This window comes from Paraburkholderia bannensis NBRC 103871, from assembly GCF_000685015.1.
GTDB classification, from domain to species: Bacteria; Pseudomonadota; Gammaproteobacteria; order Burkholderiales; family Burkholderiaceae; genus Paraburkholderia; species Paraburkholderia bannensis.
Genome location: NZ_BAYA01000004.1, coordinates 25116 through 45655 on the forward strand (window position 1 = coordinate 25116; position 20540 = coordinate 45655).

14 protein-coding genes are annotated in these 20540 nt (G+C 64.9%); 4 read left to right on the forward strand and 10 right to left on the reverse strand.

Annotated features, from left to right (window positions below; translation table 11 throughout):
• Positions 1-288: 288 nt before the first annotated feature.
• Entirely contained in the window at positions 289-1230 is a 942-nt protein-coding gene (locus BBA01S_RS06110; RefSeq protein WP_027815654.1) for a LysR family transcriptional regulator, read from the forward strand.
• 234 nt (positions 1231-1464) lie between these two features.
• Here the strand turns inward: BBA01S_RS06110 and BBA01S_RS06120 are convergent, their stop codons facing one another.
• The 5 genes from BBA01S_RS06120 to BBA01S_RS40265 all read right to left on the reverse strand — a co-directional run bounded on the left by BBA01S_RS06120 (position 1465) and on the right by BBA01S_RS40265 (position 10174).
• Complete coding sequence (locus BBA01S_RS06120) at positions 1465-6138, reverse strand: ATP-binding protein (RefSeq protein WP_027815655.1); 4674 nt, start codon at positions 6136-6138, stop codon at positions 1465-1467.
• A gap of 9 nt (positions 6139-6147) precedes the next feature.
• Positions 6148-6885: an aquaporin gene (locus BBA01S_RS40260; protein WP_042296233.1), complete on the reverse strand. Its 738-nt coding sequence runs from the start codon at positions 6883-6885 to the stop codon at positions 6148-6150.
• Between the two features lie 248 nt (positions 6886-7133).
• On the reverse strand, positions 7134-7916 hold the full coding sequence (locus BBA01S_RS06130; protein ID WP_084161895.1) for a response regulator transcription factor: 783 nt from the start codon (positions 7914-7916) through the stop codon (positions 7134-7136).
• Entirely contained in the window at positions 7913-8560 is a 648-nt protein-coding gene (locus BBA01S_RS06135; protein ID WP_027815657.1) for a response regulator transcription factor, read from the reverse strand. The genes BBA01S_RS06130 and BBA01S_RS06135 overlap by 4 nt, the downstream gene beginning before the upstream one ends.
• A 273-nt stretch (positions 8561-8833) precedes the next feature.
• On the reverse strand, positions 8834-10174 hold the full coding sequence (locus tag BBA01S_RS40265; protein ID WP_407668297.1) for an MFS transporter: 1341 nt from the start codon (positions 10172-10174) through the stop codon (positions 8834-8836).
• 138 nt (positions 10175-10312) lie between these two features.
• Between BBA01S_RS40265 and BBA01S_RS06145 the strand changes: the two genes are divergently transcribed.
• On the forward strand, positions 10313-11218 hold the full coding sequence (locus tag BBA01S_RS06145) for a LysR family transcriptional regulator (RefSeq protein ID WP_027815658.1): 906 nt from the start codon (positions 10313-10315) through the stop codon (positions 11216-11218).
• 22 nt (positions 11219-11240) lie between these two features.
• Here the strand turns inward: BBA01S_RS06145 and BBA01S_RS06150 are convergent, their stop codons facing one another.
• The 4 genes from BBA01S_RS06150 to BBA01S_RS06170 form a co-directional block, all read right to left on the reverse strand.
• Entirely contained in the window at positions 11241-12212 is a 972-nt protein-coding gene (locus tag BBA01S_RS06150; protein ID WP_027815659.1) for a threo-3-hydroxy-L-aspartate ammonia-lyase, read from the reverse strand.
• Positions 12209-12898 (reverse strand): helix-turn-helix transcriptional regulator, encoded by a 690-nt coding sequence (locus tag BBA01S_RS06155; protein WP_042296401.1) that lies wholly within the window; start codon positions 12896-12898, stop codon positions 12209-12211. The genes BBA01S_RS06150 and BBA01S_RS06155 overlap by 4 nt, the downstream gene beginning before the upstream one ends.
• Before the next feature lie 338 nt (positions 12899-13236).
• Positions 13237-13782, reverse strand: coding sequence for a single-stranded DNA-binding protein (locus BBA01S_RS06165; RefSeq protein WP_027815661.1), 546 nt, complete (start codon positions 13780-13782; stop codon positions 13237-13239).
• Between the two features lie 208 nt (positions 13783-13990).
• Positions 13991-15163, reverse strand: coding sequence for an MFS transporter (locus tag BBA01S_RS06170; RefSeq protein ID WP_027815662.1), 1173 nt, complete (start codon positions 15161-15163; stop codon positions 13991-13993).
• Between the two features lie 270 nt (positions 15164-15433).
• Here BBA01S_RS06170 and uvrA point away from each other — a divergent pair, with 270 nt between their 5' ends.
• Both uvrA and BBA01S_RS06180 read left to right on the forward strand, forming a co-directional pair.
• Complete coding sequence (gene uvrA / locus BBA01S_RS06175; protein WP_027815663.1) at positions 15434-18334, forward strand: excinuclease ABC subunit UvrA; 2901 nt, start codon at positions 15434-15436, stop codon at positions 18332-18334.
• Between the two features lie 131 nt (positions 18335-18465).
• Positions 18466-19563, forward strand: coding sequence for an AI-2E family transporter (locus BBA01S_RS06180; protein ID WP_027815664.1), 1098 nt, complete (start codon positions 18466-18468; stop codon positions 19561-19563).
• A 97-nt stretch (positions 19564-19660) separates the two neighbouring features.
• On the opposite strand, the gene purU is transcribed toward BBA01S_RS06180, so the two are convergent.
• The gene (purU, locus tag BBA01S_RS06185) at positions 19661-20530 is read right to left on the reverse strand and encodes a formyltetrahydrofolate deformylase (protein WP_027815665.1); all 870 of its coding nucleotides are present in this window, start codon (positions 20528-20530) and stop codon (positions 19661-19663) included.
• Positions 20531-20540 lie beyond the last annotated feature (10 nt).

Consider the following 20540-nt stretch of genomic DNA (forward strand, 5'->3'; position numbering starts at 1 on the left):
AAGTCGAAATACCCTTCGTGCTTCGCCGCAATCGCTTGATGGACAACGCGTCCACTCAATCTCAATTTCGCGCTGGAAAATCAATGTGATTCGGTATCCTGAAATAGCGTTGTCAAGAGGCAACACGATCAATGCAGGAAAAGACGCGAATAGGATCAGTCCCATTCCGTAGGGCTATGCGTGCCGGTACGATCCGGCAACGTTCGCGACTCGACCCGCATCGCGCCTCGCCCCCAGAAAGACAGCGCCTCAGCGCCTTCGCACCCCATGTTGACGCGTCCCAAGACCATGAATCAGCTTCAGGCGATGCGCGTGTTCGTCAGCGTTGCCGAGAACGGCTCGTTTGGCCGCGCCGCCGTAACCCTCAAGATGTCGAATGCCGTCGTCACGCGCTATGTCGCATTGCTCGAGTCGCATCTCAATACGCGTCTCATCAATCGCAATACCCGCAGCATTTCGCTGACGGAAGCGGGGAGCGCGTACGCGCAGGCGTGCCGGCAAGTGCTGGAAGATCTCGAACGTATCGAAACGCAGATCGCGCACGGCGTGTCCGTGCCCTCGGGCACGCTGCGGCTCGTCGCGCACGCATCGTTCTCGCTGCACGGCCTCACGCCCTTGCTCAAGCAGTTTCTTGCGTCGTTCCCGCAGGTGCGCGTTGCGCTCACGCTGCTGCATCGCCCGGTCGATCTCATCGAAGAAGGTTTCGACGCAGGCATCGTCGCACCGCGCCAGGTGAGCGGCGGCACGCTGATCCGTCGCCCGCTCGTCACCGTGGCGCCGGTCGCCGTGGCGTCGCCCGCCTATCTGGGCGCGCATTGCGCCCCTGCCCATCCGGCCGAACTCGTGCGTCACACGCTGCTCGCCCCGTCCGCCGACATCCACGGCAACGAATGGCATTTCGACGATGCCAACGGCGTGCGTGTGCCGGTTCTGATCGATCCGTCCTACGCCGTCAACAACTCGGTGATGTTGCGTCAGGCGGCGCTCGCGGGCATGGGCATCACGATCCTGCCAGCGAACCAGGTCGCCACCGACCTTGAGGCAGGCACGCTCGTACGCGTGCTCGCCACCTATGAGATTCGCGACGCCGACAAGGAACTCTCGCTCGTCTATCCGGGCCGTCGTCACGTCCCGGCAAAAACACGCTCGTTCGTCGATTTCACGGTGGACTGGTTTCGGCAAAACGAAGTCACGCGCCAGCCGATTATCGACACATCGTGTAATAGTTAATTGATGGTTTTTATCTCGATTTTTGGCGGCTCGCGAACTATGCTTGTTTCTGCGAGAAGTGACTCTTCATCGAAGGGTCTCCAAGCTTGAACGCGGCTTCGGCCGCGTTTTTTTTCGCCTGCTTCAGCGCCTCGACACGATTTTTTTGCATTTCTGACAGAGCTGCCAGTTTTGCGCCATGTCTGGATCATTTTCGGATCCGTACTAAATGATTCGCACCACCGGCGCAATGCGTCAGGCCAGCAGGGCCGCCTGTTGTTCGATGCCATCGAGCATGGCGTGACACGTTCCGATCAGCGCGAACCCTTCCTCGCGCAACTGCTGCGCCGTGTGACAGTTCATATGACTACGCCAGGTTTCGAGCACGGCGAGCAGCGCCGGATAGTGCAGTACGCCCACGGCCCCCGCGAGCCGATGATGCCATTCGCGCAGTCGCGCAACATCGACATCCTCAAGCAGTGCCGGCAGCGCGTTCAGGTCGTCGCGCATCGCGCTCACGAATGAGGCCAGCAGCGCTTTCACCGTTGCCTCGCTGCCCCACACCTGGATCATGTGCGCGAGATCGAGCGGCTCGCCGTCTGGCGCACTAACTACCTCGCAATTTACCTCGCCATTGCCCGCGCTATTTCTCTCATTACCGTGCGCAGCCTCCGCCGCCATGCGTCCATCACGGCCCTGGTCTGCATCCAGCACCACGCGTTCTGGCGCGACACGGTGGCCGCCCTCCGCGCCGAACCAGCGCGCGAGGTGTTCACGCAACGTCGCGACGCGCGTGGGCTTGATCAGGCAGTCGTCCATGCCCGCTTCGCGGCACAGACGTGTGTTCTCGGGTGCGGTGTTCGCCGTGATGCCGAGGATCGGCAGACGCACCGCGTCGCGCGGCGGCTTGCTTTCGCCCCGGCCGTTGCCCTTTGCCTTTTTGCGCACGCCCAGCGCCTCGATCTCGCGCACACGCCGCGCGAGGTCGTAGCCCGATACGTTCGGCATATGACAATCAGTGATGAGGCAACCGTAACGTGTGCGCTCAAGCGCCACGAGCGCCTGCGCGCCATCGTCGACCACATCGCAGGCAAAGCCCAGCAACGCAAGCTGATGGCGGATCAGTTCCTGATTCACGGGATGATCCTCGGCGACCAGGATCAAGCGGCCCGCCGCGCATTCCTTCTCGCGATCGGGCGCGACCAGGGCCGTTTCAGCGGATGGCGCGTGCCGCGCCGGCGTCGCGGGCAAGCCGGTCATCGCCATTGCGCAGGCCGCGCCGAGCCCATGCCAGGAAAGCGGGTTGACGCTCACCCGTACGCCGCTCTCCGCGACCCGATAACCACTGGGCTTGGGATTCTCCGTCAGGCGAATGACGGGCACGGCAAGGTCGTCGAGCTCACCGGCCAGCGCCTCGGTGGCGAAGACAAGATCGACGCCGCCGCGCTGCGCCAGCTTGCGCAGCGCAGCCAATGCGCGTCGCCCCGCCTGGCCACGCGCGGCGGACTGCGCGCGCGACATCTCCATGCCGAGCGCCACGCCAAAGTGCATCAAGGCCTCGGCCACCGGCGTGTCGTCGCAGAGCACGATCGCGCGCTTGCCGCGCGGCCCGCTCGCATGGGCCGCCGGCGTCTCCCCCTGAACCTCAACCGGCAAAGCGATGTGAAGCGTGAGGCACGTGCCCCGATCGACTTCGCTGCGCAGTTCAAGCGTGCCATCCATCAGCGCCGCGAGCTTGCGGCAGATCGTGAGGCCAAGGCCCGTGCCGCCAAAACGCCGCGTCGTCGACGTTTCCGCCTGTACGAAGGGCTCGAAGAGTTGTGCCTGTGCCTGCGGCGCGATGCCGATGCCCGTATCGGCCACTGCGATTGACACACGCTGGCGCTGCGCGCCGTGAAAGCCGCTTGCCGGACTCGCCGACACGCGCACGCTAACCTCGCCATGCGGCGTAAACTTGATGGCGTTGCTCAGCAGATTGAAGAGAATCTGCCGCAGCCGCACGCTGTCGCCGCGCAACTGCGCCGCCACGCCCGCGCCGACATCCACGCGCAGCTTGAGCCCCTTTTCATGCGCGCGCCCCGCGAGCAGCCCCACTGCGTTGTCGACCAGCTCGCGCATATCGAAAGGCTCCGAGTCGATCACAAGCCGCCCCGCCTGGATCTTCGAATAGTCGAGCAGATCGTCGAGGATCTGGAGCAGCGCGCCCGCCGATTCGTGCACCATCCCGACCATCTGCGTCTGATCCGGATTGAGCGGCGTGCGCTCCAGCACCTCCATGAGACCGAGCACGCCATTCATCGGCGTACGGATTTCGTGGCTCATCATGGCAAGGAAGTCGTCCTTCGCACGCGACGCGGCTTCCGCCAGATCGCGTGCGCGCGACAGTTCGGTGGCGCGGGTATGTTCGACGTTCGCGTCCACCGCATAGCCGCTCCAGACCACCGCGTCATCTTCCATGCCGCGCGGCACGAACTCCGCGCGCACCCATAGCAGTCCGCCTGCGCCTTGAAAGCGGAACTCGGTGTTGAGCGGCGAGAGCAGGCGCGCCGACCGTTCGAGCGCGGCCGAGAGCCGCGCGCGGTCGGCTCGATGTACGCGTGCGAGATCGAGCGCGCTGCTCCGCATGAGTTGCGTGGCCGCTTCGCCGAGCAGACGCTGCGTATCGCCGCCAAGATAAGCAAACGTGTACTGGCCGTCGCGGCTGCGCCGTAGCTGGAATACGAGCGCGGGCAGCGAACCCGTGACGTCTGACAGCAGCCGCTCGGACGCGCGTGCGCGCATTTCGGCGCGGCGGATTTCGGTGATGTCGATCATCGTGCCGAGCACGCAGAACGGCTCGTCGCGCGCGTCGCGGCACAACCGCGTCCAGAAAATGCCGTGCCTGCGCCCGCCCTCGGACAGGCCCGGCCTGGACGTTTCGTCGAACACGAATTCGACGCGCTGGCTCTCGCCTTCCTCGACCGTCTTCGTATAGAGCGCGTCGACACGACGGCTGATTTCGTCGCCCCATGCGGCCACTGCCGCACCGGTGCGCCCAAGCACCTCGCCGCGCTGCAAGCCGGTCATCTCTTCGTACGCACGGTTGACCGCCAGATAGCGGTTCTCCAGATCGCGCGCCCCGAGTGGATACGGAATCATCTCCGTCATCGTGTCCTGCAATTCGACCTGCCTTGCGAGCACCTGCTCGGCGCGACGTCGCCTCAGCATCTCGCGCTGCAACAGCACATAGGCGCGCAGCGTCACGAGCAGCACCACGCCAAAGGCAATCACGAAGGGCAGCAGACGCAGCGCGTTCATGCTCCATCCCCCTCGACGCTCGATGGCGGCGGCGGCGGTCCAGCGATTGCGGATCGCTTGCTGCTCGACGGGCGACATCGCATCGAGCGCCTTATCGATCAGGCCCTGGAGTGAAGCAAGATCGCCGCGAACCGCAAAGGCCGTCGATTCGTCGGTGCCTAGCGCGCCCACCACCTTGAGCGATTCGAGATATTGCCGGCTGAGCGGCCCGTCGAGCGCGGCAGCGTCGCCCACCAGAAGATCGGCGTCGCCGCGCCGAACCTGGGCGAGGCCGGCTTCGAGCGTCGTGGCCCGCTCAGTCCGCACGGGCTGGGACTCCCCGAAGAGTTGCTGGGCGGACGGCGCGTGCGGCGCCAGCACGATGCGGCGATCGGCGAGATCGCGGGGGCTGCGTGTCATCGGCTCGTCGCGGCGCCCCACGATGACGAGCGGATAGTGCTCGAACGGTTGCGTGTAGAGCGTGCCAGCGGCCAGGCCGCCATCGCCTTCCGACGTTGCGAGCATCGCAAGGTCACCGCGCCGGAATTGCGCATCGGCGTCCAGCCAGCTGGCGATGGGCACGCGTTCGAACGTGACGCCCAGCGTGCGGCTCAGATAGTCGAGGTAATCGATCGCCATGCCCGTCGCCTGGCCACGCTGACTCGCATAGCTGAACGGCAGCCAGCCCGGATCGAAGCCCACTTTCAACGGCGGCAGCGAGCGCAGCCACTCGCGCTCGCCTGGATCGAGCACCAGCGGCGAGACGCGCGGGCCTTCGCCGCGCGTCTCGCCGTTGCCGAGCCAGCGCATGCGCAGCGCGGCGGCGGCTGCCGGGCGCACGCCACCGGCGGCAACATTCAACTGGTCGCGCAGTGCAGACTTGGCGAGCGGCACGCCAAAGCGCAGCTCGCGCACCATGAAGCTTTCTTCGTAGGCGATGCGCAAGCCGCGCCAGGCAGCGAGTGAAAGCTGATAGCGCACGACCGGCGCGAAGCCAACATAGACGTCGGCGCTCCCCTGGGCGACCGCATGCAGCGCCGCGCCGGTATCCTGAAACACGGCGATATCGGCTTGCGCAAAGCGCTGGCGCAGAACCGCTTCGAGCACGTAGCCGCGCTCGACGGCGATACGCGCACGCGCAAGACGCTGGGCCGAAGTCACGAGCGCTTCGTTGCCCGCGCGCGTCACGAACGCGCTGTTGCCGCTCAAATACGGCACGGTGAAAGCGAGGCACCGGTCGCGCTGCGGCGAGCGCGCGACGCTCATGACAATGTCGATTTCGGCAGCGCACGCGCCCGCGAGCAACGCGCTCATGTTCGGATAGACGTGCGGCACGAGGCGCACGCCTGGGCCGACGAGCAGACGCAGGTAGTCGGCGCTGAAGCCGTTCACCGTGTTGCCGTCGAGAACTTCGAGAGGCGGCCAGCCGCCCGCGACGACCCCGACGCTGAGCGTTGACGGCAGGGTGCGCGCATCGTTCGCCCGCACGCTCTGCCCTGCCGGTGACGCCATTGCCGCCCCCGCGCACGCAGCGCACGCGATCAACGCGATAAGTGCGATCAGCGCGAAAGCCGCCGCAACCGCCCGCGCACGCGCAACGCCGCGGATGACGAACAGGCGAGCAACCAGCATGTCGGGTCGCGGCGCGCTCATGGTCGCAGTTCAGGCTTCGCCGAACGGCCCGCCGCGACGCTTGATGCGGGCGCGGCGGCACAACGCAAGGCGATGGAACGCGCCGGCTACGAGCCCGCCGAGCATGGGTACGGCCCAGAACAGCCAGAGTTGATCGAGCGCCCAGTCGCCCACAAAGAGCGCCGAGCCGGTAGAGCGCGCTGGATTCAAGCCGCCGTTGCTCACCGGAATCGCGATCAGGTAGGCCGCTGTCAGGCACGCCCCTAGCGCGACCGGCGCGGCACGGCGCCGTGGCTGCGAAGCCGACATCACGATGTGAAGAAGGACGAAGGCAAACGTCATCGCCAGCTCAATGGCAATCACGGCAGCAAGCGCGTACTCGCCAGGCGAATGCTCGCCATAGCCGTTGCTGCCGAAGTCGGAAACCGTGAACGCAAATCCAGGGCGGCCGCTCGCCACGACCGCGAGCAGCGTCGAACCCGCGAGTGCGCCTGCGGTCTGCGCCGCGATATACGGTGCAACGTCGCGAGTGGGAAAACGGCCCGCGATGGCATAGCCGATCGTAACGGCGGGATTGAAGTGAGCGCTCGATGCGCGCCCGCAGGCGTAAGCCGCGACAGTCTGGGCAAGGCCAAAGGCGGCAGCCATTTCGAAGACGTTCCAGCCCGGCGCAGACGCGCTCGTGTTAAGCGCCGTGCTCGCGCAGCCCACGAACACGAGCCATGCCGTGCCCGCGGCCTCAACCGCCAAACGCTCGCCGAGCTTCATCGTCCTGTGCCCTCTTCCGGTTACTGCGCGCGCCGCCATGTGCCGGCGGCCTTGTCAGAAACCAGAAACGGGATCGGAAAATTCGCGATGGCCGACAGTTCGCGCGTCGAGCTAAAAATTATGCTCACGATGCTTGTCTGATCGGATAGGACTACTCTGAAAATCGCGAAGAGTACGCGATGACTATTCGCGACTGAATCTGACAGAGACAAGCAGCCGCGCGAGGCATTTCGCTCGCGCGTGCTCACTCATTCGGGCGTTTCAGCGTGCACGACGCCGCAGTCGATCGCGAACCGGTAGAGCTCGATATCGCTCGTGAGCTCAAGCTTCTTCATCGCCGAGCACTTCTGGGCGCTGATGGTCTTGACGCTGCGCCCGAGCAGATTGGCGATCTCGGTCACGCCAAGGCCAGTGGCGTAGTACGAAATGACTTCGTACTCGCGCCGCGACAGCACCTGATGCACATGCGCATGTCGCTCCTCGCGTGCGGCCTTTTCGAGCAGGTCGCGCACTGACGGCCCCACATATTGCTCATGCGCCATGGCCGAAGCGATCGCAACCGGAATCAGGTCGATGCGGTCGCGCTTGCTGAGCACGCCCTCGACTTCGAGCTCTAGCGCCTCGCGCAACACCCTGGCGTCGTCGTCCATCGTGAGCACGACCACGGGCTTGCCTGCATGTTCGCGCTGGAAACTGCGAATCGCGCTGTGGCCCTCTTCGTAACCGTCGCCAGGCATGTGCAGATCCATCACGACGAGATCGAACGCATGCCGCGCGGCTTCATCGAATAGCTGCGCGACGGTTTGCGCGCGCGCGACGATACACATGTTCGGCAGCGTGGCGATCAGATTGTCGAGTGCGAACAGCACGAGCGGATGGTCGTCAGCGACGAGCAACCTCAGCGGCTGCGCCTGCTGAGAGGCCCTGGACTCGACCGCTTCGGCCGCGCCTCGCTCAACGCCTTCGCGCGCGGACACAGAAGACAGATGAGACGGCCACACGTGGGCCTGGCTGGGTGAGGTAGTGTTCATAGCAGACCGTGAGCCCGCACAAAGGCGAACAGCCCTGCGTCGTTGCTCACGCCAAGCTTCGCCATTGCGTCGCGTTTCTGGCGGCTCACCGTGCGTACGTCGCGGTCGAGCGTCCGGGCGATTTCGGTAATCGTGCGGCCGTGCACGAATTGACGGATGACTTCGGATTCCCGTGGCGACAGGCGCGGCACACGCGTGCTGTCGGCGCGTTCCGTGCCCGCCGCCGCGAGTTCTTCGAGGATCGAGCGACTCACGTATCGCAGCCCGTTGCCCGCTCCGCGCACGGCCGCCGTCAGTTCATCCATGGGTTCGCTCTTGCGGATCAGCGCCGTCACGCCCGTGTTCATCACCGCGCGCAGGATCGCAACGTTCGCAATGCTCGTGAGCACCACGATGCGCAAATGCGGCCAGTCGCGCCGCAGGCGTCGCACAAGGCTTAGTCCGTCTTCCGATTCGCCGGGCTCTCCGGGCATCGTGAGATCGGTGAGCACGATATCGCAGGGAATTCTTTCAAGCGTGCGCAAAAGTGCGCGCGGGCCCGTTGCCTCGCCGACGATCTGGATGTCGCCAGTCGTCTCTAGCGCCGAACGCACGCCTAGCAATACAAATGGATGATCGTCAGCAAGGACGACTCTGAGCTTCAAGGTGGCTCTCTCTCGATGGTGTAGGGGTATCGGATCGGCCGACGCGTGCCCGGACCGTCAGGCGGGCCGCACCATTTTCGTCGTTGCTCGACACGCAACTTTTCTGAAGGCCTCATCTGAACATTGATTAAAGATTGCCAGAATAAGAAATATCCTAATCATCAATACTCTCTCAATCGCAACTACTTAATCAGTTATACGTATCAAATGCGCGAGATTCGCATAATTCTCATTTTTATATCTCGCGCTTAAGACAATGCGCTGTTTCCCCTATCAAATCGCAGCGCCACCATTCGTCTGGCGATCGGAATTGCGCGCGGCCACGACAATCGCGGCACCCGCATGCGAGCGGTTCGAACCCGCTCGCGCGAATGCTGGCCACGCGAGGCCCGCGCACGCCGCTGCGCCAAGCCACACAGCAGTCCAACCCTGGGCCGCGAGCAGCATCGGAATGAGAGAGGGCGCTAGCCAGAAGGCGATAAACGCGCCCGTGTTGCCCATCGCCAGCGCGCTGCCCACGCGGCCGTCGCCTGCAAGCGTCGCGAGCTCGGTGTAGGCGACGCCATGCCATGCCGATGCGGCGATGCCACCCGCCGCCAGCAGCACGGATAGCCCGATCAAGACAGGCAAGGGCAAGTCCATCGCCGCATGAACGGTGTGCGCGCACCAGGCCGTGGACGCCGCCAGCGCGACGAACAACACGACAGTAAGCGCCGCGCATAGACGCAGATAGACACTGCGATTGCCGCGCCGGTCAGTCCAGCGCCCGCTCCAGACACGCATGACTGCCGCACCGATCTGCACCGCCGCCAGCACCGCGCCGGTTGCCTCGCTCCTTACATGGCCGAAATCGTGCAAGAAGACGCTTGCAAACGTGATCACGGCGACCTGGGGCATGCAGAGCGCCGCGATGCCGCCGACCATGCGCCAGACCTCCCCGCGCAGTAATGGCGAACGCGCAGGCTTTGCGGCGTCAGGCGACGGGTTCGCAACAGGCTGCTGCTCGTCGACCACGGGTTCGCGCACCCAGATAATCGTGAGGATTACCGATAGAAAGCACATCGCGGCGAGCGCGCCATAGACCCACATGAACCCCGCATGGGCAGCAAGCGCCGGCAACAGCAGTGCGCCCATGCCCGCGCCCGCAGGCACCGCCGTCTGCCGGATGCTCATGGCAAGGCCACGCTCCTTTGGCCCAAACCAGGCCATGACGGCGCGTCCACTCGATCCGTTGACACTGCCGCCCAGCAGTCCGACGGCGAGAAAGCCCGCCGCCAGCGCATGCGTGCCCGGCACATAAGCCGCCGTGGGCGAAACCCAGATGGCCATGGCGACAAGCGCTGCCATCGTCGAAGCCAGCCCCAACAGCAGCACGCGCCGGTCGCCCCATCGGTCAGTTAGCAGTCCCCATGGCAATTCGCTGAGCACGATGCCGAGTCCGAGCATGCCGAGCACGATTCCGAGCTCCCCCGTTCCGATCCCGTAAGCGGGGCGTAACGACACCGCCGTCGCCGGAATCCCCGAAAACGCCGCCGCAAAACTCGCATTGGCCACCACGCCGACACTCAATACCTTCCAGCGATGCGACGCCCGACGCCCCATTGCCTGTTCCATCGCGTGCTCCATGACCGTCTCCAGAAATACGTTGACTGCGGCCATGCTAAAGGCGCACTATCCATCGGAAAAGCGGGAATATTAAATCGACATCATCGGAAATTCCGAAACATCAGCAGCGCCAGGGCCAGTATCGACATGAACGCACGCGGTCTCGATCTCGCGCAGTTGCGCACTTTTCTCGCTGTGACGGAAGCAGGCAGCGTTTCGGGCGCCGCTGAGCGGATTTTTCTTTCGCAGTCGTCGGTGAGCGAGCAGTTGAAGAAGCTGGAGGAGCGCATCGGCCAGCCGCTATTCGTGCGCAGCAAGCATGGCGTCGCGCACACGCCCGCGGGCGCGAAGCTCGCGGCGCACGCGCACCGCATCGTCGCCATGTGCGACGCCGCGTTCGACGACATGCTCGGGCGCTCGCTCGATGGCGAACTGCGTCTCGCGATCACCGACTACTACCGGCCACACGACGTGGCCGCGATCATCCGGCGCTTCGCGAGCCAGCACCCGCGGCTGCGACTGCACGTGACCGTGCTGCCGAGCGCGACGATCGACGCGAGCGCGCACGACAACGTATTCGACATCGGCCTGTCGCTGCGCGTCGTCGCTGCGTTGCCACGCCGCGCCTCGGCGCGCGCCGATGACGCAAGCGGGCGCCAGAGCACCGTGATTCGGCGCGAGAAGCTGCTGTGGGTCGGCGCGCACGAGACGCTGCGCGAGCATGCCTCGCTCGCGCCGCCGTGGCCGCTCGTGCTGCTGCCCTCGACGTGCCAGTTGCAGCGTTACGTGGTGAAGCTGCTCGAACGCGAACGCATGCCGTATCTGATTTCGCATTCGGCGTCGGGCGTCGCCGGACTGCAGTTGGCGCTCAAGGCGGGACTGGGGATTTCGTGCCTGAACGAATCGGCGATTGGCGAGGGCGTGCAAGCCTGCCCGGCTTCGTTCGGCCTGCCGGCGCTGCCGGCGGCGGAGTTTCATCTGCTGCCGGGGCGGCCCGGCGAGAGCGCGCAGGTGAGCCATGCACGCGAGGCACTCGCGGCCCTGCTCGGTTGAGCGAGCCGCGAATCGACGCAGATCAGCCTGCGGCTTTGACGAGATCGGCGAAACGCAGCAAATCGACATTGCCGCCCGAAATCACGATGCCGACGCGCTTGCCGCGCACATCCACCTTGCGGTGCAGAACCGCCGCGGCTGCGAGGCAACCGGTCGGCTCGACGACAAGCTTCATGCGACTCGCGAAGAACTTCATCGTCTCGACGAGTTCGGCGTCGCTCACGGTGACGATTTCCTGCACGCGCTCGCGGATCACCGCGAAGGTGTAGTGGCCGAGGTGCTGCGTCTGCGCGCCATCGGCAATCGTCTTGGGCGTGTCGATGTGCACGATCTCGCCCGACTGGAAACTGCGCTGGCCGTCGTTGCCCGCTTCCGGCTCCACGCCAATCACCGTGCAGCGCGGCGCGAGCGCATGCGCCACCGTCGCGCAGCCCGACAGCAGCCCGCCGCCGCCCAGCGGCGTGAGCAGCACGTCCAGCTCGCCCGCCTCCTCGAACAGTTCCTTGGCCGCCGTGCCCTGCCCCGCCATCACATGCGGGTGGTCGTACGGCGGAATCAGCGTGAGGCCGCGCTCGTCGGCCAGGCGCTTGCCGAGCGCTTCGCGGTCTTCGGTATAGCGGTCGTAGAACACGACTTCGCCGCCGTAACCGCGCGTGGCTTCGACTTTCACCGCGGGGGCGTCGTGCGGCATCACGATCACAGCCTTCACGCCGAGCAGTTGCGCCGATAGTGCGATCGCCTGCGCATGATTGCCCGACGAGAACGTGATCACGCCGCCCTGCTTCTGCTCGGGCGTGAACTGCGCGATGGCGTTGTAGGCGCCACGGAACTTGAACGCGCCCATGCGCTGGAAGTTCTCGCACTTGAAGAACAGCTCCGCGCCTGCCAGCGCATTCGCGGTGCGCGAGGTCATGACGGGCGTGCGATGCGCGACGCCGCGAATGCGCTCGTGCGCGGCGGCGACGTCTTCGAAGGTGATCGGCAAGGTGCTCATGGTCGGTGCTCGCTGGGCAGGTAGGAATAGACGGTCGGGCGCGCCACGCCGAGCGTGCGTGCGACTTCGGCAAGCGCGTGACGCAGGTTCAGGTGGCCGCTTTCGGCAAGTTCGCGCACGGCGTCGCGGCGCTGCGCGAGCGTCATGCCGATGGGCGTGGTGTTGCGCGCGGCGGCAAAGCGTTCGAGCGCGGCGCGGATCGTTTCGCGCGCCTCGCCGCTCGTGTGCGGCGCGAGCGTTTCGGCGACCGGTGCCGCCGCGCCGGTCTGCATCAGCTGGCCGAGGCCCGCCGTGACCGCGCCGAGCAGCGACACGTCCATGTTCAGGCAGATGGCCGCGACGCACTCGCCCGCGCTGTTCTTCAGGCCGATGGAGGTGCTTTTGACGGGACGCCCGTCCGGGAAGCGATTCGGGTAGTTGGCGACGACATCGGGGAAGCCAGGGTCAGCGATCCGCGCGAGACCCATTTCGGTGGCGGCGTCGCCAATCTGCCGACCCGACAGATTGTTGGCGATGGCGACGACCGATTGGTCGGGCGTCGTGAGGTCGTGCAGCAGGACTTCGACAAGCGGCGCGAGCGTCTGGCCGAGCGCCTCGACGATCTTGCGGCCCTCGCGCAAGAGGAGCTGGTTTTCGTGTTGCTGCTGTTCGTGCGCACTGGCAGCGGGTCTGGCTGGCTTCGTCATGAGTGACATTTTGACGGTTTACGACAAAATGTCAAATCACTTCGAAAAGCTGCTATCTGGCAAGCAAACGTCGGACGAAAGCGGCGACAAGACTGAGCGCCGAGGCGCGTGAGGAAGACGCTGAAGCAGGAATCTGCTGCAGGCGGGTGAGGTCGATAAGCGGGCTGGGACTCATGGCTGGACTCCGGTGTGGCGCAGCGACGTGCCGCGCTTCAAGGAGATTCAGCTTAGAGATCGCGCTCGCGCGTCTGAATCGGAGGAATACGAAAACCAACGAAAAAGCCCTCGCAGCGGCAAGCTGCGAGGGCTCTTAAAAGGGATGCTGCGCGAATGAGCGCTTAGAACGGAATATCGTCGTCCATTTCGTCGAAGCCGCCGCCAGCCGGCGCGCTCGGACGGCTGCCGCCGCTGCTTGCGCCGCCACCGCTCGAACGCGGAGCGCCACCGCCGCCGCCGCCCGACATACGACCGCCGCCGCGCGGTGCCGACGATTGCTGGCTGTAGCCGCCGTCATCACCCATGTCCGAGCCTGCCGATGCACCGCCGCCGCTGCGGCCGCCCAGCATCTGCATCTGGTCGGCGACGATTTCCGTCGAATAACGGTCGGTGCCGTCTTGCGCCTGCCACTTGCGCGTGCGAATGCGGCCTTCGATATACACCGACGAACCCTTCTTCAGGTATTCCGAGACGATCTCGGCCAGACGGCCGAAGAACGACACGCGGTGCCATTCGGTCATTTCCTTGAACTCGCCGGACGCCTTGTCCTTGTAGCGGTCGGTCGTCGCGAGGCGGATGTTCGCCACGGCGTCGCCGCTCGGCAGATAGCGCACTTCAGGTTCGGCGCCGAGGTTGCCGACGAGGATCACCTTGTTCACGGATGCCATGAAATTCTCCTGTTGATTCAGTTGCGAGGAGCGGCCGCGCGGTTCGCGCACGCGTTGCAGTCATTGTGCGACTGACGGGCGCGGACCGCCTCCGCGAAATGTGTAGCTGCGATGCCTGGCTGCGAGCCTTGAGTCTGTGCACGAAAGCGCGCCACATGGCGCACCGCCGCTTCTTACGGATTCAGGCCGGCCAGGCTGATGTCTGCACTCAGGCCTGTTTCGGCTCAGCCCGCTTGGGCGGGGCCTTCATGTTGGCCGCGATTATAAGCCAGCACGCCACCAGCGCTGAGCAGGTGTAGAACACCGCGCTTGCGCCGTCGTGCTTGAGCATCCAGCCGCCCACCACGCCGCCAAGCGCAAGCCCGATCGACTGCGTCGTGTTGTACACGCCCGTAGCCGCGCCCTTGCGGGTGCCCGGCGCGAGCTTCGACACCAGCGACGGCTGCGACGCCTCCAGAATATTGAAACCGAGGAAGTACACGAAAAGCACCGCCGCCACGATTGCAATGGTATGCGCAAGCGAGCCGAGCAGAAGCTGGCCGATCAGGATAAGCCCAATGGCCGATACCACTACCGCCTTCATCTTGCCCTTCTTCTCCGCCGCAATGATGGCAGGCACCATCAGCACAAAAGACAGGCCCATGACAGGCAGGTAAATCTTCCAGTGCGCGGCGACCGGCAGGCCCGCATCGACGAGCAGGCGCGGCACCACGAGGAACAGCGCCGTCTGCGTGGCATGCAGCACCAGCACGCCGAAGTTCAGGCGCAACAACTCGACGTTGTGCAGGACTTCGGAGAACGGCGCGCGCACATGCACGGGCCGGGGCGCATCGGGCACCACCCACAGCACCACGCCCACGGCGACGATCGAGAAAATCCCCACCAGCGTGAACAGGCCGCTCATGCCGAGCCAGTGGAACACGACCGGCGCGCCGACGATCGCCACGGCGAACGACAGGCCGATCGAGCCGCCCACCATCGCCATGGCCTTGGTGCGGTTCTGCTCGGAGGTCAGGTCGGCGATGAAGGCGAGCACGGCGGACGACACCGCGCCCATGCCCTGGATCACCCGGCCGACGATGATCCACGTCATGTCATGCGCGCCTGCCGCGACAAAGCTGCCGATCGCGAAGATCACGAGGCCGGCGGCGATCACGGGCTTGCGCCCGACCTTGTCGGAGATCCAGCCATAGAAGATATACAGAAGCGATTGCGTGACGCCATACGCGCCAAGCGCAATGCCGACGAGCAGCACGTTGTCGCCGCCGGGAATAGTTTTCGCGTAGACCGAAAACACCGGCATGATCATGAACAGGCCCAGCATGCGCAGCGCGAAGATCGCGGCAAGCGACACGGTCGCGCGCACTTCGGGCGCGCTCATGCGTGAAGAGGTAGCGGGTGAGTTGGAGGACATCGGAGCGTTTTGTGATTAGGCCGCCGCTGCCCGCCGGTCGCGCGCGCCGATGGCGCCGACCGTGGCCCGGCGCACAGGCCTGGGTCGCATGCAAGAGCTGTCGATTCGCTTGCAGGGCCCGCGTGAGATGCGTCAGGCGCACGTCAGGACCCTTTCAAAGACCGTCAGCAAGCCGTAACGGCGGTCTGGAAAAGTCGTTATAGTAGCAGGTTTAGCCTCCCTTTCTCCCGCAGGTTCATGGAACAAATCCGTATCCGTGGGGCCCGAACCCACAACCTGAAGAACGTCAATCTGGACCTCCCGCGCCACAAGCTCGTGGTGATCACCGGGTTGTCGGGTTCAGGCAAGTCCTCGCTCGCCTTCGACACGCTTTACGCGGAAGGCCAGCGCCGTTACGTGGAAAGCCTCTCGGCCTACGCGCGCCAGTTCCTGCAGCTGATGGAGAAGCCCGATGTCGACCTGATCGAGGGTCTGTCGCCCGCTATCTCCATCGAGCAGAAAGCCACCTCGCATAACCCGCGTTCGACGGTCGGCACGGTCACCGAAATTCACGACTACCTGCGACTTCTTTACGCACGTGTGGGCACGCCGTACTGCCCGGATCACGAGATTGCGCTGGAGTCGCAAAGCGTTTCGCAGATGGTCGACGCCGCGCTCGCGCTGCCCGAAGAGACCCGGCTGATGATTCTCGCGCCGGTGGTCGTGGATCGTAAGGGCGAGCACGCCGAGCTGTTCGACGACATGCAGGCGCAGGGTTTCGTGCGGTTTCGCGTGCGCTCGGGCGGCGGCACCGCCAACGAAGGCGAGGCGAAGATCTATGAAGTCGAGTCGCTGCCCAAGCTCAAGAAGAGCGAGCGCCACACCATCGACGTGGTGGTGGATCGCCTGAAGGTGCGCCCGGACATGAAGCAGCGCCTCGCGGAATCGTTCGAGACCGCGCTGCGTCTGGCTGAAGGCCGCGCCGTCGCGCTCGAAATGGACACGAACAAGGAGCATCTGTTCAGCTCGAAGTTCGCCTGCCCGATCTGCTCGTACTCGCTGCCGGAGCTGGAGCCGCGCCTCTTCTCGTTCAACAACCCGATGGGTGCGTGCCCGGAGTGCGACGGCCTCGGCCAGATCACCTTCTTCGATCCGAAGCGCGTGGTCGCGCATCCGTCGCTGTCGCTCGCGGCGGGCGCCGTCAAGGGCTGGGACCGGCGCAACCAGTTCTACTTCCAGATGCTGCAAAGCCTGGCGGCGTTCTACGACTTCGACATCGACACCGCGTTCGAAGACCTGCCGGAGAAAGTGCGCAAGATCCTGCTGTACGGTTCGGGCAAGCAGGAAATCCCGTTTTCGTACATCAACGAGCGCGGCCGCACTTCGGTGCGCGAGCACGTGTTCGAAGGGATCATTCCGAACCTGGAGCGCCGCTACCGCGAGACCGATTCGGCCGCGGTACGCGAAGAACTCTCGAAATACCAGAACAACCAGGCCTGCCCGCACTGCGAAGGCACGCGACTGCGCCGCGAGGCGCGTTTCGTGCGCATCGGCATGAACGAGGACGCGCGCGCCATCTATGAAGTCAGCGGCTGGCCGCTGCGCGACTCGCTCGGCTACTTCCAGACGCTGCGTCTGGAAGGCGCCAAGCGCGAGATCGCCGACAAGGTGGTCAAGGAAATCGTCGCGCGGCTGATGTTCCTGAATAACGTCGGGCTCGATTACCTGTCGCTCGACCGCAGCGCCGAGACGCTCTCGGGCGGCGAGGCGCAGCGCATCCGGCTGGCGTCGCAGATCGGCTCCGGCCTCACGGGCGTGATGTACGTGCTCGACGAACCGTCGATCGGCCTGCACCAGCGCGACAACGACCGGCTGATTTCCACGCTCAAGCATCTGCGCGACCTCGGCAATTCGGTGATCGTCGTGGAGCACGACGAGGACATGATCCGCATGGCCGATTACGTCGTCGACATGGGGCCGGGCGCGGGCGAGCACGGCGGCATGGTGATTTCCGAAGGCACGCCCAAGCACGTGGAAAACGATCCGGCTTCGATGACGGGTCAATATCTGTCGGGCGCGCGTCGCATCGACTATCCGGACGAGCGCAAGGAAGCCGACGAACGGCGCCTGCGCATCGTCGAGGCCTACGGCAACAACCTCAAGCACGTCACGCTCGACCTGCCGGTCGGCCTTTTGACCTGCGTGACGGGCGTGTCGGGCTCGGGCAAGTCCACGCTCATCAACGACACGCTCTATCACGCCGTGTCGCAGCATCTGTATGGATCGTCGGCGGAACCGGCGCCGTTCGAGGCGATCGAGGGCCTCGATCACTTCGACAAGGTCATCAACGTCGACCAGTCGCCGATCGGCCGCACACCGCGCTCGAACCCGGCCACCTACACCGGCCTGTTCACGCCGATCCGCGAACTGTTCGCGGGCGTGCCGGCGGCCAAGGAGCGCGGCTACGAGTCGGGCCGTTTCTCGTTCAACGTGAAGGGCGGGCGCTGCGAAAGCTGCCAGGGCGACGGCGTGCTGAAGGTGGAGATGCACTTCCTGCCCGACGTCTACGTCCCCTGCGACGTCTGCCACGGCAAGCGCTACAACCGCGAGACGCTGGAGATCCAGTACAAGGGCCGGAACATCAGCGAAGTGCTCGACATGACGGTGGAAACCGCCTACGAGTTCTTCAAGGCGGTGCCGGTCGTCGCGCGCAAGCTCAAGACCTTGCTGGACGTGGGCCTGGGCTATATCCGCCTGGGCCAGTCGGCCACCACGCTGTCGGGCGGCGAGGCGCAGCGCGTGAAGCTGTCGCTGGAGCTGTCCAAGCGCGACACGGGCCGCACGCTCTACATCCTCGACGAGCCGACCACCGGTCTGCACTTCCACGATATCGCGCTGCTGCTCGAAGTGATTCATCGACTTCGAGATCAGGGCAATACGGTCGTGATCATCGAGCATAATCTCGATGTAATAAAAACCGCCGACTGGGTCGTCGACATGGGCCCCGAAGGCGGCGCGGGCGGCGGCCAGATCGTGGCGCAAGGCACGCCGGAGCAGGTGGCGAAGTCGAAGGCCAGCTTCACCGGGCGTTATCTCGCACCGCTGCTCAAGCGCGCGAACGGCAAGATCGCGGCGCTCGATACGGCCTCGGGCAAGTAGTCGGGCGCGGGATCGGGCAAAGAATCGGGCAAAAAATCGGGCAACAAGCAGCGCAGTGCACCAATAAAGCTGCGCACACAACGGGACGGGGGCCGCGAGCCCCCAGGGTCTGGGGACGGAATAGACGCAACATGGCCAAGCGCAACGAAGCGACCGACACGGCGGACGACAAGCAGCAGGTGCGCGACCTGCGGCCGAGGCCCGTGCGGCTCACGAGCGACATGAGCCTGCCGAAGCTTTCGGCGGTGGAGATCGGCAGCTATCTGGCCGCGCTCGGCGGCATGTGGGCGGTGCTGCATCTCAATCTGCTCGGCGCCCTGCTCGCGGGGATGCTGGTCTATCAGCTCGTGCACACGATTTCGCCGCTGATCGAGCGGCGCATGTCGAGCAGCCGCGCGCGCTGGCTGTCGGTCGTGCTGGTGTCGATTGTGATCGTGGGCGTGCTGACTGGCCTCACGGTGGGCGTGATCGAGCAGTTCGAAAACGACGTGCCGAGCGTGCAGAAGGTCATGGCGCAGATGATGACCTTCGTCGACCAGGCGCGCGGGCGCATTCCCGACGCCATCGCCTCCTATCTGCCCGTGGACGTCGCGCAGATGAAGCTCAAGGCGCTCGCGCTGATGCACGAGCACGCCACGCAGCTTGGCCAGGGCGGCAAGAACGCGGCGCGCATCCTCGGGCATATCGTGATCGGCATGATCATCGGCGCGATCATCGCGATTGGCGCACAGAAGAACGCCACGCGGCTGCCGCTATCGACGGCGTTTGTCGCACGCGTGTCGCGTTTCGCCGATGCGTTCCGCCGCATCGTGTTCGCACAGGTGAAGATCTCGGCGATCAACACGGTGTTCACCGGGCTGTTCCTGCTGCTGGTGCTGCCGGTGGTTCACGCGCCGCTGCCGCTCGCGAAGATGCTGGTGGTGGTGACATTCGTGGTGGGGCTGCTGCCGGTGATCGGCAACCTGATTTCGAACACGCTGATCGTGGCGATCGCGCTCACGGTCAGCCTGCCGGCGGCGGTGACGGCGCTGGCGTTCCTGATCGTGATTCACAAGCTCGAATACTTCCTGAACGCACGTATCGTCGGCGGCCAGATCGAGGCGCGCACGTGGGAACTGCTGACGGCGATGCTGGTGATGGAAGCCGCGTTCGGCATCCAGGGCGTGATCGCCGCGCCGATTTTCTACGCGTATATCAAGCGCGAGCTGATTTATCTGCGGCTGGTTTGAAGCCACGTAGTTTGAAGCCGCGTAGTTTGAAACCGCATAGCGCGATGAAAAATGGCCCCGAAGGGGCCATTTTTTTCGTCACAACCGTGCGCTCAAATCAGCGGAACACCACCGTCTTATGCCCGTTGAGCAGGATACGGTGCTCCACATGCCACTTCACCGCGCGCGCGAGCGTCACGCACTCCACGTCGCGGCCAATCGCCGTGAGTTGCTCCGGCGTCATGTTGTGGTCCACGCGCTCGACTTCCTGCTCGATGATCGGGCCTTCGTCGAGATCCGACGTCACGTAGTGCGCCGTGGCGCCGATCAGCTTCACGCCGCGATCGAACGCCTGGTAGTACGGCTTCGCGCCCTTGAAGCTCGGCAGGAACGAGTGGTGAATGTTGATGGCACGGCCCGCCAGCGCATCGCACAGTTGCGGAGACAGAATCTGCATGTAGCGCGCGAGCACCACCAGGTCGGCGCGTTCGTTGTTCACCACTTCGAGCACGCGCGCTTCCTGCGCGGCCTTGTCCGCGGCCGTGCCGCCGAGCAGCGGGAAGTGATGGAACGGGATGTTGTAGCTCGCCGCCAGCTGATAGAAGTCCTTGTGATTCGAGATGATCGCGGGAATTTCAATCGGCAACTGGCCGGTGCGGTAGCGGAACAGCAGGTCGTTCAGGCAGTGGCCGATCTTCGACACCATGATGACCACGCGCGGCTTCACGTTCGCGTCCTGCAGCTCCCAGCGCATGCTGAACTCGCTCGCCAGCGGCGCGAACGCCGCGCGCAGGCCGTCGAGCCCCGGGTCGCCGCCCACTTGCTGGAAGTGCACGCGCATGAAGAACTCGCCGGTGTGGCTGTCGCCGAACTGGGCCGAGTCGAGAATATTGCTGCCGCGCTCAAACAGAAAACCCGACACGGCATGCACGATGCCCGGCCGGTCGGCGCACGACAGGTTGAGAATAAAGCTGTGATCGGTCGACATGACCCTGGTA

Coding starts and splice junctions, on each gene's coding strand:
- BBA01S_RS06110 (WP_027815654.1), top strand. CDS start 289: ATGAATCAGCTTCAGGCGATGCGCGTGTTCGTCAGCGTTGCCGAGAAC.
- BBA01S_RS06120 (WP_027815655.1), bottom strand. CDS start 6,138: ATGAGCGCGCCGCGACCCGACATGCTGGTTGCTCGCCTGTTCGTCATC.
- BBA01S_RS40260 (WP_042296233.1), bottom strand. CDS start 6,885: ATGAAGCTCGGCGAGCGTTTGGCGGTTGAGGCCGCGGGCACGGCATGG.
- BBA01S_RS06130 (WP_084161895.1), bottom strand. CDS start 7,916: ATGAACACTACCTCACCCAGCCAGGCCCACGTGTGGCCGTCTCATCTG.
- BBA01S_RS40265 (WP_407668297.1), bottom strand. CDS start 10,174: ATGGAACAGGCAATGGGGCGTCGGGCGTCGCATCGCTGGAAGGTATTG.
- BBA01S_RS06145 (WP_027815658.1), top strand. CDS start 10,313: ATGAACGCACGCGGTCTCGATCTCGCGCAGTTGCGCACTTTTCTCGCT.
- BBA01S_RS06150 (WP_027815659.1), bottom strand. CDS start 12,212: ATGAGCACCTTGCCGATCACCTTCGAAGACGTCGCCGCCGCGCACGAG.
- BBA01S_RS06155 (WP_042296401.1), bottom strand. CDS start 12,898: ATGACGAAGCCAGCCAGACCCGCTGCCAGTGCGCACGAACAGCAGCAA.
- BBA01S_RS06165 (WP_027815661.1), bottom strand. CDS start 13,782: ATGGCATCCGTGAACAAGGTGATCCTCGTCGGCAACCTCGGCGCCGAA.
- BBA01S_RS06170 (WP_027815662.1), bottom strand. CDS start 15,163: ATGAGCGCGCCCGAAGTGCGCGCGACCGTGTCGCTTGCCGCGATCTTC.
- uvrA (WP_027815663.1), top strand. CDS start 15,434: ATGGAACAAATCCGTATCCGTGGGGCCCGAACCCACAACCTGAAGAAC.
- BBA01S_RS06180 (WP_027815664.1), top strand. CDS start 18,466: ATGGCCAAGCGCAACGAAGCGACCGACACGGCGGACGACAAGCAGCAG.
- purU (WP_027815665.1), bottom strand. CDS start 20,530: ATGTCGACCGATCACAGCTTTATTCTCAACCTGTCGTGCGCCGACCGG.